Origin of the sequence: Thiomonas sp., from assembly GCF_034007205.1 — a bacterium.
Taxonomy (GTDB): Bacteria; Pseudomonadota; Gammaproteobacteria; order Burkholderiales; family Burkholderiaceae_C; genus Thiomonas.
In genome coordinates this window covers 78770-91763 of record NZ_JAVERI010000009.1, presented here as the reverse complement: position 1 = coordinate 91763, position 12994 = coordinate 78770, and the positions used below count along the sequence as shown (strand labels likewise).

Here is a 12994-nt window from a genome sequence, read left to right as displayed (position 1 = left end):
GCACAGGGGAAATGCCAACTCAAGCCGGACGGGTGAACTGAAACAGCGAAGCCTGCAAGTCGGCATCCATCTCCGCTTCCCACACCACATAGTTATCGCGCCCCAGGGCCTTGGCGCGATACATCGCCACATCGGCCAGGCGCAGCAGTTCCTCCAGCGTTTGCGCATGGGGCGGATACAGCGCCACCCCGATACTGCCCGAGGCGCGGAATTCCTGCCCGGACAGGGCGTAGGGCGCGCGCAGCCGCTCCAGCGCATGCCGCGCCAGATCCTCGGCCAGACGAGGCGCGGGCAGATTGGGCAGCACCACGGCGAATTCGTCGCCGCCCAGCCGGGCGCAAACCGCATCCGGGCCGAAGGCCTCGCGCAGCCGCGCCGCGGTGGCCTGGATCAGCGCGTCGCCCGCTGCATGGCCGAACTGATCGTTGATGCGCTTGAGGCCATCGAGATCGAGCCACAGCACCGCGGCGAACGCCTGGCTGTCCCGCGTGCGGTCGAGCTGGCGCTGGCCGCTGTCGAACAGGCCGTTGCGGTTGAGCAGGCCGGTGAGCGGGTCCTTGAGCAGCAGATCCTGCAGGCGCGTGGCGCGCTCGCGCAATTGCGCCACGCGCACCGACAGACCATAGGTCAGCAGCAGGGCGAGAAATACCAGGACCCACTGCAGCGCGTCGGCGGTGAGAAACGTCTCGGGAAACCAGCCCAGCGTGCGCCCGATATTGGCAAAGCCGACGATCAACAGCGGAAACAGGCTGAGCAGCAGGATGACGGCGGGCATGAACCGCTGCTGCCAGCGCACCGCCGCCGCCCACGCGATCAGCACCAGCGTGGCCGCAGCGATCAACTGGGCGGGAACCAGCAGCCACTCGCTGTTGGGCAAAAGCGCCGCCACCGACAGCGTGATGGCCAGCCACTGCACGATCTGCAGCGCCAGATCGGTGCGCGGCGCATGGCGCGGCAGCAGCAGATAGGCGCGGATGAAATACAGGCCGCCAGCGCACATCAGCGCCAGCCCGCCCACCTGGCCGATGCCGTTCCAGACCAGGGCGTTGGGCCAGAGCTGGTGCTGGCCGATGCCCGAAATCGCCAGCATGTAGAACACCGTGGCCGCTTGCCACAGGATGTAGGCGAAATAGGCCCGGTCCTGCGTGCTCAGAAACAGAAAGGCGTTGTAGATCAGCAGCGCCACCACCATGCCGTAAAAGAGGCCTTGCAACAGGGCGTCATCCACCGTATGCCGATGAAAGGCTCGTTCCTCCCAGAGGTGGAACTGCGGCGTGAGGGCGCCATATTGCGCCACTCGAACCAAGAGCACGCTCGGCCCTTCGGGCGGCTGAAAGGCATAGGCGGTGTAACGCGAATGCAGGGCGTCGAGCTGGCCGATGCCCGCGGCGCGCTCGCCGCTGGCCTGGAACAGATCGGCTGGCAGCAGATAAGCCTGCGCCTCGCGCCAGACCGGGCGCCCCAACTGCAGCACCAGATGCTCGGGCGACAGCGCGCTGCGGTACAGGAACAGACGCACCCACAGCGCGTTTTCGCTCAAGCCCAGATTGCCGCCGTTGACCGCCTGGAACCGAGCCTCGGCCACGGCTGCCGGCGCCAGCCGCTTGCCGTTCTCGCGGAAGAACTGCAGCGAGTCCTGCAGGTTCCGATGCCGGAGATCCTGCGGCACCAGCACCACCATCGGGCGCTGGTCGGCACCGGAAGCGTCTGCCGCCCGGACGGGCGCCGCCATCATCAGCACCAGCAGCATGACGGCCTGCAGCACGATCACTGTGCGCAGCAGTTCGCTCCGGCGGGGACGCAACGACAGGGGATGCATGGTTTATGAGCGGACGAGGCGCGAGGCACAGATCGACGCAGTCTAGGAAGCGTCCGCAGGCGCTTCAATCCCTCTCAGCAGGGGGAGGCTGGGGCATTGCGCGCCATGTGGATAGACTGGGCCGTCTGCCTTTCGCAAATCCAGCCATGCTCCATTACCGCATTCTTCCCGTGACCGCATTTGCCCAAAACGCCTGCCTCGTGTGGGATGACGCCACGCAGGACGCAGTGCTCACCGACCCCGGCGGCGAGGCCGATCGCTTGCTGCAGGCGGTGCGCGACGAGGGGGTGACGCTGCGCGCGATCTGGCTGACGCATGCCCACATCGACCATGCGGGCGCCGCGGCCGAAGTGGCGCAGCGCGCGGGCGTGCCCATCATCGGCCCGCATCCGGGCGACCAGTTCTGGATCGACGCCCTGCCGCAGCAGGCGCAGATGTTCGGCTTTCCTCCCGCCAAGGCCTTCACGCCCGACCGCTGGCTGGCCGACGGCGACACCCTGCGGCTCGGCACACTGACCTTCACCGTGCGCCATTGCCCCGGCCACACGCCGGGGCATGTGGTGTTCCACCAGCCTGAGGCGCGGCGCTGCTGGGTGGGCGATGTGCTGTTCGCCGGGTCCATCGGCCGCACCGATTTTCCCGGCGGCAATCATCATCAACTGCTCGACAGCATCACCGGCAAGCTCTGGCCCATGGGCGACGACACGGTGTTCATCCCCGGTCACGGGCCGGAATCGACTTTCGGCGAAGAGCGCCGCAGCAATCCCTTCGTCGGCGGCACGTAGATCAGAACTTCCAGCCGACCGATACGCCCAGCGTGTTCTGGTTCATGCGCACGCTCTCAGTCGAGCCCGCCGTGGCGAAGCCGGGCGGCAGCGGGCCGGATACGCTGTTGTCGAGCGCATGGACGTAATCCACCGAGACTTCCATATCCTCGCTCACCGCGTAGGTGGCGCCGAGGGTGAGGTGGTCTTGCGTGACGGCGGGGGCGATGGTGTTGAGAAAGACCTGTGAGCTTTGCACCGGGTTGTCGGCGTGGTTCCAGCCGACGCGCAGCGTCAGGTCGGGGCTGTATCTGTAGGCCGCGCCGAGCTTGATGACGGTGATGTTCTTCCAGCCGAACGCCGGGCCGTTGCCCTCGCCGAGCCTGCATTGCTGCTGATAGAAGCAGTCGGCGGTGTTGCCGATGGCCTTGACCTTGGCGTAGTTGATGCGCACCACGTCGCCCGCCAGCGTCCATTGTGGCGTGGGCGTCCAGGCGAATCCCACGCCATAGGTTTCGGGAATATTGAAGTGCGCGCCCCCGGCGAACAGCCCGGTGTATTGGCTGAAGCTGCTCATGCGTGTTTCAGGCTGCCAGGTGGCGCCCAGGGTGAGGCCGGGGACGACCGTGCCCGTCCAGCCCAGTCGCACGCCTATGCCTGTGGAGCTGTCGTGGCCGTTGTCGGTGAGCTTGTCCGGATCAATCGAATAGGCCTTGAAGTTGCTCAGGCCGTTGGCGCGAAAGGTTTGCTTCACCAGGTTGAGGGCGATGCCCACGGCGTTGTCGTCGTCAAGCTTCATGGCGAAGGACGGCGAGATGAACATCTGCTGCAGATCGACTCCGGCGCCTGACTGCAGCGGCGGAAAAATGTCGGAGTAGCCGCTGTTCATGCCGCCGTTTCCATACAGGCTGAGGCCCACGGCCATGCGCGGGTTGAGCATCCAGTTCATCCCCACTTCTGGAATGAGAAACAGCGACTGGTCATTGCCCGAATAAGTACCGGTGATGGGCGTTCCTGCCGCCGGGCCCATGGCCGCGCCCAGACTGCCGGTGGTGCGCACGCTGCGGTCGGGTTTGAACAGACTCAGCCCGCCATCCACGCGGCTGCCGATCAACGCCATGCCGGCGGGATTGGTGGCAGCGGCCATCGCATCTTGTGGCAGGGCGATGCCCACACCGCCCATGCCATTGGATTTGACGCTGTACCCCGGCTGGAAGTAACCGTCGGTGGCCTGGGCGGCGGGCTCGGCGAGACTGGCAAACACGAACGCAAGTTTTTTCATGGCTTCGAAGGGCTGGAAAAGGGAGAAAATCGCCGCAGCTTTCAAGGAAACGCCAGGTCGCCCCTGGGGCGCCTTCAAGCTGCGGCGAAAACATGCCCCTTCCGTCGCGCAGACGGACGGACATGCGAGGAGCGCGACAAGGTCGCAGGGAACGGCGCGCAGGCGCCGAATTCGAGAATCAGTGCGGCGAGAATGGGGCCCGGTCGGGAGTGATCTGCCAGTCGCTGCACACCGCGTGCACCCCTGCCGTGGTGAACACCAGCCATTCCGCATGGGTGCGCAGCTTGGGGTCGCGCAGCGTGCCGCACAATCGCACCAAGCCCCCCTGAACCTCGATTCGAATGCCGAGATGGCGCAGCGACGTCTGGCTCAGACGCTCGATCACCTGCGCACGCAGGCGCGCGTCGGCCGTGGCGGGGGCGGCAGAGACATCTGAAGGCGGCATCGTGGAAACTGGCCGCTCGGTTTCGGCAAAACCTTCTGGATAACGCATCGGGGATGTCGTGGGCATGGCGATCTCCTTCAAGGTTTGGCCGTCAACGGGGCCGCCTTGCGACGGGGTCGGATCGACTCGGCTTGCGGCAGCTTGGCCGCAGCGCGCTGCCACAGCTCGAAACCCGACATCCCGGCCACCATGCTGGCGAAAAACACCCACTGCGGCGCGTGCAGTGTGGCCAGCGAGGCGAGCGACGGGCCGGGGCACAGCCCGGTCATGCCCCAGCCGATGCCGAACACCGCGCTGCCCAACAGCAGCCGCGAGGTGATGCTGCGGGTATCGGGAAAGGCGATGGGCTCGCCCAGCAGCGCCTTGCTGCGGCGCTGCGCGAGCTGCATGGGCACGAAGGCCACGACCACCGCGGTGACGAGCACCAGCAGCAGACTCGGGTCCCAGGCCCCGGCGATGTTCAGAAAGCCCAGCACCTTGGCGGGATCGGTCATGCCCGAGAGCAAGACGCCCAGGCCGAACAGCAGACCGGAGCAAAACGCGAGCTTGTTCATCAGAATCTCCTTGAAAACGCGGGGATCAATGCAGCAGGGCGTGAACCGACACGGCGGTGACGATGCCGGTGGAGAGAAACGTGGCCACCGCCGTCAGCGATCGACGCGACAGCCGCGCCAGACCGCAGACGCCGTGGCCGCTGGCGCAGCCCGAACTCAGCCGTGCGCCCACGCCCACCAGCAGACCGCCGACAAGCAGAAGCGACCACGGCGCTTCGAACTGCGCGCCGGGAATGGGCATCGACAGCGCCCACAGCACCGAAGCCGCGAGCACACCGACGACAAAACTCAGCCGCCACGGGGCTGGACGGCGTGCGGCCAGGGCGTCGCAGAGCGAGCCACCCAGAATGCCGCTGATCCCGGCGATCTTGCCGCCGCCCAGCGCCAGCGCACCGGCCGCAGCGCCGATCAACACGCCGCCTGCGATGGCGGAATATGGGGTGAATACAGACCAGTCGATATTGAACATGGCAGTCCTCCAGTGAGTGTCAAGCGGGGATGAGGGCGGCTCAGCGTCGCAGGTCGGAGCGACGATGCGAAGCGCGCGACCCGCAGTCGCCAAATTCGCGTTGCAGCAATTCCAGGTCTTGCGCATGCTGGCGCTGCAGGCGGGCGAGCGGATCGGGTTGGTAAAGCGCGCGCTCAAGAAAACGCAGGGCCGCCCCAAGTTTTCTTGACCCCCTCGGGGGGTAGGGCGGCGAGCCGACCTTGGGGGCCGTCCATCGTGCAGCCAAGGCGTGCAATTGCCGCTGCATGGCGTGAAATCGTGCCAGTGCCTGTTCGGTATGGGACGAGGCAGGGAGTGTGTGCATCAGGGTTCTCCGGTAAGGGGCAGATCGGTCGGATGCGATCTGCGCGGAGTCCTAGTGCAAACCCTGTGCCACGGATGCGTTTGCGAAGGGAGCGAGGGAAAAAATCACATAAAGCGGCGACGGCTTCCCGGGAATTTTTGCAAGAGATTGATTTATTTTGATTTTTTTGTCGCCACTCTGCGACAGGCCGTGCGGCCATCAAGCCCGATCTGGAGGGCTGCCTGGCGTGGCGATAGAGCAACTCATATAGTGTGCGTGCACCGCGCGCGATCCGTACCTGCCCATGCGGGCGGAAGGCTTGGAGGTCAGGCAATGCCGGGTTTCACCGATCATGGCGGTTTCAAGTGCGAAGTGCAACACCTTGCCATCCGGTAAGGTGCTGTGAATGACACGAACGACGTACCGACAACTTCAAGCGGCTGAGTGCATGCGCATCGAGATCTGGAAAGCCGAAGGCATCAGCCTGCGGGCCATGGCCCGCAGGCTGGGCCGCTCGCCGGCGACTGTCCCTTCCACAGGACGCGGCGCGCCGGTGAAGGCGGCGTTGAGCCTTTCAGTGCGCTACGAATTCACCCTTGCGTTTTGTATCCGTAAAGATACAATCACCGCATGAACACTTTTCTGCGGACGGAAGAGTTTGACGTTTGGCTCTCCGCTTTGAAGGACAAGGTCGGTCGAGCTCGTATCGTCCACCGCATCCGGTCTGCCGAACAGGGCAATTTTGGCGATTGTGGGCCGGTTGGCGAGGGCGTTTCAGAAATGCGCATCCATGTCGGCCCCGGCTACCGCGTCTACTACACACGCCAGGGAGAAGTGATCTATCTGCTTCTGTTGGGCGGCGACAAGTCGTCCCAGAAGCGCGACATCAAACGCGCCATCGAGATGGCGCGGACTTTGGACAGGGAGTGAATCATGGCCAAACTTGCCACCTTCGACGCTGCTGACTACCTGGATGACGAGGAAACCATTGCGGAGTATCTGACCGCTGCCTTGGAAGATACAAACCCCGACGTATTCCTCACCGCCGTCCGTGACGTTGCGCGCGCTCGCGGCATGGCGCAACTCGCCAAAGATGCGGGTCTTGGCCGTGAGAGTCTCTACAAGGCGCTCACGCCAGGCGCAAAGCCGCGCTATGACACCATGCTCAAGCTGCTACATGCCTTAGGCGTAAAGCTTTCTGCTACGCCAATTCACTCATGAGAAAACGCAGGGCCGCCCCAAGTTTTCTCATCCCCCTCGGGGGGCCTGACGCGCAGCGGCAGGTCTGGGGGCGCTCTCAAGGAAACGCAGGGCCGCCCCAAGTTTCCTTGACCCCACGGGGGATGAGGCTGGACATGCGTGGGCGACTGCTCGCCCACGCATGCCTGCCGAATCCGAGCGGCTTGCAAGCCGCGAGGTGGACCGGGTCGGCGAGCCGACCCTGGGGGCGCTCGTGAGCATCCCCAGGGTCCATTAGGGCCTGTTCGGACGCCCGGCAGTTGCGCTTGCGCTTTCCTCCGGTTTCCGGTCGCCAGGCACCTCAAACATTACTTGTCAGCTCCCGAGCGGTTCGCTCAACCCCCCGGCGGCGCTTCCTCTGCGGCCGCTTTGAACTGCGCCGGGTCGAGGTGGTGTTTGCCCAGCAGTCGGTAGAACTCGGTGCGGTTGCGTTGCGCCAGGCGCGCGGCCTGGGCGACGTTGCCGTGGCTCATCTTGAGTAACTGGGCCAGATAATCGCGTTCGAACCGTTCGCGGGCTTCGGCGAAGGGCAGCAGGGTGGTGGGTTTGAGCCGCAGCGCGCGCGTCACCGAAGTAGCGGGGATGCGGCTGGTGGTGCTCAGCGCGCAGCACTGCTCGACCACGTTCATGAGCTGGCGCACATTGCCGGGCCAGTCCTGCTGTTGCAGCAGGTCGAGGGCGTCGGGCGTGAAGCCGGTGATGCGCCGGTGCAGCCGGGGGGCGAGAACCTGCAGCGCGTGCTGCGCCAGCATGGCGATGTCCTCGCGCCGCTCGCGCAGGGGCGGCAGGTGCAGGCTGACGACGTTGAGGCGGTAATACAGGTCGTCGCGGAACTGGCCTGCGACGATGGCGGCATCGAGATCGCGGTGGGTGGCAGAGACGATGCGCACGTCCACATCGACCGCCTGCGCCGCGCCCAGCGGGCGCACCTGGCGCTCTTGCAGCACGCGCAGCAGCTTGACCTGCAGCGGCAGCGGCATATCGCCGATTTCGTCGAGAAACAGGGTGCCGCCGCTGGCCTGCTGGAACAGCCCGGTCTGCGCCTGGCTGGCACCGGTGAATGAGCCCTTGGCATGGCCGAACAGCTCGGATTCGAGCAGGGTTTCGGGAATGGCGGCGCAGTTGATGGCGACGAACGGCCCGGCCTGCCGCGCGCTCGCCCGGTGAATGGCGCGGGCGAGCATTTCCTTGCCGGTGCCCGACTCGCCGCGAATGAGCACGCTGGCCTCGCTGCGCGCCACCAGTCCGGCTTCGGACAGCAGCGCCAGCATGCGCGGGCTGGCGGTGAGAATGTCGGCGCACCAGGCTTCGTCCTTGGGCGAGGGCTTGGCGGACTGCGCCGGCTGCAGCGCCACGGCGCGCGCCAGCAGGGCGAGCAGCTCGCGGGCTTCGAAGGGCTTGGTGAGAAAGCCGAACACGCCACGCTGCGTGGCGTCCACCGCGTCGGGGATGGTGCCGTGCGCGGTCAGCACGATGACCGGCAGCGTGGGGTCTTGCGCGTGGATGCGCTCGAACAGCGACAGCCCGTCCATGCCGTCCATGCGCAGGTCGGTGATGACTGCGGCGGGGCGGCTGGCGGCGAGGCTGCCCAGCGCCTCGGCGCCGCTGGCCGCGGTGACCGGCACGTAACCGGATGAGCGCAGGCGGATGGCCAGGAGCTGGCGCAGGTCAGGGTCGTCATCCACCAGAAGAACGGTCGTGGGCATGGGGCGTGTCAGTGGCTGCGGTTCTGGAGCTGGGTTTCCAGCGATTTGATCTGATCGATCTGCTTTTGCAGGGTCTGGACGTTTTTCTGCGCCTGCTGCAGCGCCAGTTGCTGCGCGCAGTCGCGTTGCAGCAGGGCGATGAAGTGGCGCGTCGGCACATCGTCCGCGCGGGCGCGCAGACCTTCGAGCAAATTCTGTGCGAGTTCGGCGTCGCCTGCATCGCCGCGAGCCAGCAGCAGCATGGCGAGCTGCAGTTGTTCGGCAGGCGAGCGCCGCTTGCCCAGTGTCAGCAGCCGAGCGGTGAGATTCTGCGAGGCTGGGCCTGCGGTCTGTGGCGTGTCGCGCAACAGGCGGATGAGGGTGGCTTCATCAGGACGATCGGTCTGTGTCGCAGCGGTGGCGGTCGTCTCTGTGCTCGGCGAAAAACGCGGCATCTCGGCGCAGGACGACAACAGCGCGAGCGGCAAAACGACGGGAAGTACGAGGCGTTGGCGTAAAAAAAAGCGGAGCAAGTTCATACCGGATTTTGCGTTCTTTCAGGGAGAAACACGCGGAACACCGCGCCGCAGCCGGGTGCGGATTCGGGCGCGAGGTCCAGCGTGCCGCCGTGCATTTGCGCGTATTGCCGCGCCAGCGCCAGCCCCAGCCCGGTGCCGCGCAGGGCGCTGGCGGGCTGGTTGCGGCCCTGGAAAAAGGGCTGGAACAACTGCTCGCGGTCTTCCGGCGCCACGCCCGGCCCCTGATCGCTGACGCAGATTTCGGTGCCGCCTTCGACCGGATGCGCATCGAACCCGATGCGCCCGCCCTGCGGGCTCAAGCGGATGGCGTTGACCAGCAGGTTCTCGAACAGGCTTTCCAGCTTGGCGCGGTCGCCCTGAACTTGTAGCGCATCACAGCCGCAATCCACATGCACGCCCTTTGCCCGCAGCGTCAGGTGATTGCGGCGGATCAAACTGGCGAGCAATAGCCGCAGCTTCACCGGGCCGATCTGCAACGGCTCGGGTCGATGCAGCGCACTGTCGTAGCGAATCAGGCTGTCGATGCGCTGGTGCAGGTCGCGCACATTGCCGCGCATGATGCGGGCGATGGACTGCTGCTCGGCGTTGAGCGGGCCGGGCACGCCCTCGGCAAGCAAGTCCACGCCTTCCTTCATCGAGGCCAGCGGCGTTTTGAGCTCGTGCGACACATGCCGCAGCAACTGGATTTTCTGCGCCTCCAGATCGGCCAGCCTGCGGCGCAGCCAGTCGAGCTGCTTGCCCAGATCGACCAGATCGCGCGGCCCGGCCACCCCGGGCGCCGGGTCGAGCCGACCTTCGCCCAGGCGGCGGATGGCGCGTTTGATCTGCCGCAAGGGCTGGCTGAGCAGCCACGAGAACAGCAGCGCCAGACAGACCGACAGGCTCACGCTGGCCAGCGCCAACCAGCCCAGCACCGACCACACGCGCTCGGAGACCTGCTGCAGCCGCGCCTGCTGCGCATCGACCAGGCCGTTGCTGTGGGTGATCAGCGTGTCGGCCGACCGGCGCATGGCGTCGAACTGCGGGTTGATCGCATTGAACACCCTGGCCCCATTCTTCACTTGGATCGAGGCCAGGACATCGGCCGCCAGCGCCGTCTCCTGCGCGCTCAGGCGGCGCAGCGTGTGCTGCTGCTCGGGCGGCAGGGGCATGGCCTGGAGCAGCGCCGCGTCGCGCACGAAAGCCTCGTGCGCCTGCTGCACGCCGCGGCACAGCGCGGCGTCCTGCAGCACCAGACACTGACCGCTGGCGCGCTGCAGATTGTCGATGTCCTGCGCGAGCTGGCGCGAGGTGCGCGTGAGCTGCACCGCCACGGCCACCGAGCTGCGCGCCTGGATGGCCACCTGATCGAACAGATACGCCGTGACCGCCAGCCCGATGAGCAGCGGCAGCCCCACCAACGCAAAGCTCCACAGCAGCAGCGCGGAAAACGAAATGCGCAGAGGCATGCGCGGCTTGAGGCTCATCGCTGCGGGGGGATGAAGTTCAAACCCCGTAAGTGTCGCGGTACTGCTGCACCGCGGGCCGCCAGCGCGCCAGCTCCGGGTCGCCGCTTGCGGTCAGATAGGCGAGCAGGCTGTCGAGATTGGCGATGGCAATGACCGGCAAGCCGTATTCCTGGCTGACATGCTGCACGGCGGAAACGTCGAGGGTGCGGCCCTGAATCGCGGCCTTTTCCTGGCGGTCCAGCGCGATGAGCACGGCGGCGGGTTCGGCCCCGGCGGCGCGGATCAGCCGCACCGACTCGCCCGTGGCCGTGCCCGCGGAAATGACGTCATCGACGATGACCACCCGGCCCCGAATCGGCGCGCCCACCATGACGCCGCCCTCGCCGTGATCCTTGGCCTCCTTGCGGTTGTAGGCGAAACCCACATTGCGCCCCAGCCGCGCCAGTTCCACCGCGACCACCGCGCCCAGGGGAATGCCCTTGTACGCCGGGCCGAACAGCAGGTCGAACGCCAAGCCGCTGTCGAGCAGTGCGCGGGCGTAGAACTGCGCCAGCCGCGAGAGCATCGCGCCGTCGTTGAACAGGCCGGCGTTGAAAAAATAGGGCGACTGCCGGCCCGCCTTGGTGGTGAAGTCGCCAAAGGCGATCACGCCGCTGTCGACGGCAAAACGGATGAAGTCGAGCGCGTTCTGCGCAGAGGCTGAGGAAGGGGCAGGGGTGGTCATATTGGCATGCAGAGTGTGGCGGCGCCGCAGAACGCGCCGCTGATTCTCAAGAAAACGACGGGCCGCCCCAAGTTTTCTTGACCCCCCACGGGGGGCGGGTCGGCGAGCCGACCCTGGGGGCGCTCAGAACGGCATTGTGCCGCAGGGTTTGCCCCGACCAGAGCCAACGGCGCGCCTGCGGCTACAGTGCGCACATGCTCGCCTACCGACACGCCTTTCACGCTGGCAACCACGCCGACGTGCTCAAACATCTGGTGCTGGTGCAGGTGCTTCGGCACATGAACCGCAAAGACAAACCCTATTGGGTGATCGACACCCACGCGGGCGCCGGGGGCTACGCCCTGCACGAAGCGGCGGCGCAGAAAAAGGCCGAATATGCGCAGGGCATCGAGCGCCTGTGGAGCCGCAAGGACGCGCCTCCCGCCGCCGGGCCGTCCCAAGGCGGGAGCAGCCCCCTCGGGGGGCAGCGAGCGAATGCGAGCGTGGGGGCAATAATCCCAGAAGCGGTGCAAGACTACCTGGCGCAGATTCGCGCGTTCAACACCAGTGGCGCTCTCCTGTATTACCCCGGCTCGCCCGCCATCGCCCGCCAGCTCATGCGCGCGCAGGACAAGCTGCGGCTGTTCGAGCTGCATCCCAGCGATCACCGCGTGCTCGAAGCCACCTTCGGCGCGCAGCCGGGGGTGCAGGTGCGCTGCGCCGACGGCTTTGTCGCGCTCAAGAGCCTGCTGCCGCCGCCAGACCGCCGCGCCGTCATCTTGCTCGATCCGTCTTATGAACTGAAAACCGACTACGCCGCGCTGCGCAACACGCTCAGCGATGCCCTGCAGCGCTTTGCCGTGGGCACCTATGCGGTGTGGTACCCGGTGCTGCAGCGGCGCGAGTCGCATCTGCTGCCGCAGCAGTTGCGCCGCATCGCCGGTCAGTCCGACTGGCTCGATGTGCGCATGCAGGTGCGCGAACCCGACTCCAGCGGCTTCGGCCTGCTGGGCAGCGGCCTGTTCCTCATCAACCCGCCGTGGACGCTGCACGCCACCCTGCGCGAGACGCTGCCCTGGCTCACCGCGGTGCTCGGGCAGTTCAATGGGGCGCATTTCCTGCTCGAACAGCAGGCGAGCTGACCCGCCGGAGAAGCGCGCCGGATTGCTTCCGAGGACACTCAAATACGGGAGAAAACGTCGCCGATCTGTCAACCATTGTCAAAACTACCGTCGTAAATCTTGAATTTGTCACGAAATCGGCCGACCATTCGGGGCTGCGGGAATATGTTGCACCCGCCTATCGTCCCTACGCGCGTGATGCTTGGGCAGCGTCCGCGCCATTCCCCCGATCCCTTTCAGGAGACCTCAATGGCAGTCAGCTTCGAATTGCACAAGAACGAAAAAGGCCAGTTCCATTTCTCGCTCAAGGCGGCCGACGGCGGCACGCTGCTGCGCAGCGAGCAGTACGAGAGCAAGGCCTCCGCCGAGAACGGCATCGCCTCGGTGAAAAAAAACAGCCTGCTGCCCGAGCGTTTCGAAAAGCTGGTCGCCAGCGACGGCCGCGCCTACTTCACCCTGAAGGCGGCCAACCATCAAGTGGTCGGCACCAGCCCGATGTTCGGCACGACCGACCAGCGCGACGCCATGCTCGCCTTGGCACACGCCGAGACCGAGCACGCCGCAGTGCATGACCACACCTGAGTTTTTCGCGCCGCGCAGCTTG

At 66.1% G+C, this 12994-nt stretch carries 15 protein-coding genes and 1 pseudogene; 6 read left to right on the top strand and 10 right to left on the bottom strand.

All coding sequences use genetic code 11. The features are described from left to right. Window positions 1-19 precede the first annotated feature (19 nt). Entirely contained in the window at window positions 20-1819 is a 1800-nt protein-coding gene (locus tag RBR52_RS09135; protein WP_320376899.1) for a diguanylate cyclase, read from the bottom strand. Window positions 1820-1965: 146 nt separating this feature from the next. Between RBR52_RS09135 and RBR52_RS09130 the strand changes: the two genes are divergently transcribed. Beyond that, a complete protein-coding gene (locus tag RBR52_RS09130) occupies window positions 1966-2604 on the top strand; it encodes an MBL fold metallo-hydrolase (RefSeq protein WP_320376898.1) in 639 nt (212 codons plus the stop codon). A gap of 1 nt (window position 2605) precedes the next feature. Here the strand turns inward: RBR52_RS09130 and RBR52_RS09125 are convergent, their stop codons facing one another. The 5 genes from RBR52_RS09125 to RBR52_RS09105 all read right to left on the bottom strand — a co-directional run bounded on the left by RBR52_RS09125 (window position 2606) and on the right by RBR52_RS09105 (window position 5676). Next, complete coding sequence (locus tag RBR52_RS09125) at window positions 2606-3865, bottom strand: OmpP1/FadL family transporter (protein ID WP_320376897.1); 1260 nt, start codon at window positions 3863-3865, stop codon at window positions 2606-2608. 178 nt (window positions 3866-4043) lie between these two features. Further along, window positions 4044-4376, bottom strand: coding sequence for a BON domain-containing protein (locus RBR52_RS09120; protein WP_320376896.1), 333 nt, complete (start codon window positions 4374-4376; stop codon window positions 4044-4046). Window positions 4377-4387: 11 nt separating this feature from the next. Further along, window positions 4388-4864, bottom strand: a complete 477-nt coding sequence (locus RBR52_RS09115; RefSeq protein WP_320376895.1) for a DUF6691 family protein — start codon at window positions 4862-4864, stop codon at window positions 4388-4390. A 25-nt stretch (window positions 4865-4889) separates the two neighbouring features. Further along, the gene (locus RBR52_RS09110; protein ID WP_413818316.1) at window positions 4890-5333 is read right to left on the bottom strand and encodes a YeeE/YedE family protein; all 444 of its coding nucleotides are present in this window, start codon (window positions 5331-5333) and stop codon (window positions 4890-4892) included. A gap of 40 nt (window positions 5334-5373) precedes the next feature. Then, window positions 5374-5676, bottom strand: a complete 303-nt coding sequence (locus RBR52_RS09105) for a hypothetical protein (protein WP_320376893.1) — start codon at window positions 5674-5676, stop codon at window positions 5374-5376. Window positions 5677-6061: 385 nt separating this feature from the next. Between RBR52_RS09105 and RBR52_RS09100 the strand changes: the two are divergent. From RBR52_RS09100 to RBR52_RS09090, 3 genes and pseudogenes are all read left to right on the top strand, one after another. Further along, window positions 6062-6184 (top strand): annotated as a pseudogene (locus tag RBR52_RS09100) (helix-turn-helix domain-containing protein); the annotation flags it as partial. Window positions 6185-6285: 101 nt separating this feature from the next. After that, window positions 6286-6585: a type II toxin-antitoxin system RelE/ParE family toxin gene (locus RBR52_RS09095; RefSeq protein ID WP_320376892.1), complete on the top strand. Its 300-nt coding sequence runs from the start codon at window positions 6286-6288 to the stop codon at window positions 6583-6585. A 3-nt stretch (window positions 6586-6588) separates the two neighbouring features. Next, on the top strand, window positions 6589-6876 hold the full coding sequence (locus RBR52_RS09090) for an addiction module antidote protein (RefSeq protein ID WP_320376891.1): 288 nt from the start codon (window positions 6589-6591) through the stop codon (window positions 6874-6876). Window positions 6877-7229: 353 nt separating this feature from the next. On the opposite strand, the gene RBR52_RS09085 is transcribed toward RBR52_RS09090, so the two are convergent. Genes RBR52_RS09085 through pyrE form a run of 4 tightly spaced genes read right to left on the bottom strand, consistent with a single transcriptional unit; the run spans window position 7230 to window position 11290 of the window. Further along, window positions 7230-8600, bottom strand: coding sequence for a sigma 54-interacting transcriptional regulator (locus RBR52_RS09085; RefSeq protein WP_320376890.1), 1371 nt, complete (start codon window positions 8598-8600; stop codon window positions 7230-7232). Window positions 8601-8608: 8 nt separating this feature from the next. Further along, window positions 8609-9118 carry a hypothetical protein gene (locus RBR52_RS09080; RefSeq protein WP_320376889.1) on the bottom strand — a complete coding sequence of 170 codons (510 nt, stop codon included), beginning with the start codon at window positions 9116-9118 and terminating at the stop codon, window positions 8609-8611. Then, complete coding sequence (locus RBR52_RS09075) at window positions 9115-10584, bottom strand: HAMP domain-containing sensor histidine kinase (protein WP_320376888.1); 1470 nt, start codon at window positions 10582-10584, stop codon at window positions 9115-9117. The genes RBR52_RS09080 and RBR52_RS09075 overlap by 4 nt, the downstream gene beginning before the upstream one ends. A 19-nt stretch (window positions 10585-10603) precedes the next feature. Further along, a complete protein-coding gene (gene pyrE / locus RBR52_RS09070) occupies window positions 10604-11290 on the bottom strand; it encodes an orotate phosphoribosyltransferase (RefSeq protein WP_320376887.1) in 687 nt (228 codons plus the stop codon). A gap of 194 nt (window positions 11291-11484) precedes the next feature. Here pyrE and RBR52_RS09065 point away from each other — a divergent pair, with 194 nt between their 5' ends. Together RBR52_RS09065 and RBR52_RS09060 are read left to right on the top strand one after the other, a co-directional pair. Beyond that, on the top strand, window positions 11485-12411 hold the full coding sequence (locus tag RBR52_RS09065; protein ID WP_320376886.1) for a 23S rRNA (adenine(2030)-N(6))-methyltransferase RlmJ: 927 nt from the start codon (window positions 11485-11487) through the stop codon (window positions 12409-12411). Between the two features lie 228 nt (window positions 12412-12639). Then, entirely contained in the window at window positions 12640-12972 is a 333-nt protein-coding gene (locus RBR52_RS09060; protein WP_320376885.1) for a YegP family protein, read from the top strand. The last annotated feature ends 22 nt before the right edge of the window (window positions 12973-12994 follow it).

Bases quoted from the DNA above. Each gene is read 5' to 3' on its own strand.
- RBR52_RS09135 (WP_320376899.1), bottom strand. From the start codon at position 1,819: ATGCATCCCCTGTCGTTGCGTCCCCGCCGGAGCGAACTGCTGCGCACA.
- RBR52_RS09130 (WP_320376898.1), top strand. From the start codon at position 1,966: ATGCTCCATTACCGCATTCTTCCCGTGACCGCATTTGCCCAAAACGCC.
- RBR52_RS09125 (WP_320376897.1), bottom strand. From the start codon at position 3,865: ATGAAAAAACTTGCGTTCGTGTTTGCCAGTCTCGCCGAGCCCGCCGCC.
- RBR52_RS09120 (WP_320376896.1), bottom strand. From the start codon at position 4,376: ATGCCCACGACATCCCCGATGCGTTATCCAGAAGGTTTTGCCGAAACC.
- RBR52_RS09115 (WP_320376895.1), bottom strand. From the start codon at position 4,864: ATGAACAAGCTCGCGTTTTGCTCCGGTCTGCTGTTCGGCCTGGGCGTC.
- RBR52_RS09110 (WP_413818316.1), bottom strand. From the start codon at position 5,333: ATGTTCAATATCGACTGGTCTGTATTCACCCCATATTCCGCCATCGCA.
- RBR52_RS09105 (WP_320376893.1), bottom strand. From the start codon at position 5,676: ATGCACACACTCCCTGCCTCGTCCCATACCGAACAGGCACTGGCACGA.
- RBR52_RS09095 (WP_320376892.1), top strand. From the start codon at position 6,286: ATGAACACTTTTCTGCGGACGGAAGAGTTTGACGTTTGGCTCTCCGCT.
- RBR52_RS09090 (WP_320376891.1), top strand. From the start codon at position 6,589: ATGGCCAAACTTGCCACCTTCGACGCTGCTGACTACCTGGATGACGAG.
- RBR52_RS09085 (WP_320376890.1), bottom strand. From the start codon at position 8,600: ATGCCCACGACCGTTCTTCTGGTGGATGACGACCCTGACCTGCGCCAG.
- RBR52_RS09080 (WP_320376889.1), bottom strand. From the start codon at position 9,118: ATGAACTTGCTCCGCTTTTTTTTACGCCAACGCCTCGTACTTCCCGTC.
- RBR52_RS09075 (WP_320376888.1), bottom strand. From the start codon at position 10,584: ATGAGCCTCAAGCCGCGCATGCCTCTGCGCATTTCGTTTTCCGCGCTG.
- pyrE (WP_320376887.1), bottom strand. From the start codon at position 11,290: ATGACCACCCCTGCCCCTTCCTCAGCCTCTGCGCAGAACGCGCTCGAC.
- RBR52_RS09065 (WP_320376886.1), top strand. From the start codon at position 11,485: ATGCTCGCCTACCGACACGCCTTTCACGCTGGCAACCACGCCGACGTG.
- RBR52_RS09060 (WP_320376885.1), top strand. From the start codon at position 12,640: ATGGCAGTCAGCTTCGAATTGCACAAGAACGAAAAAGGCCAGTTCCAT.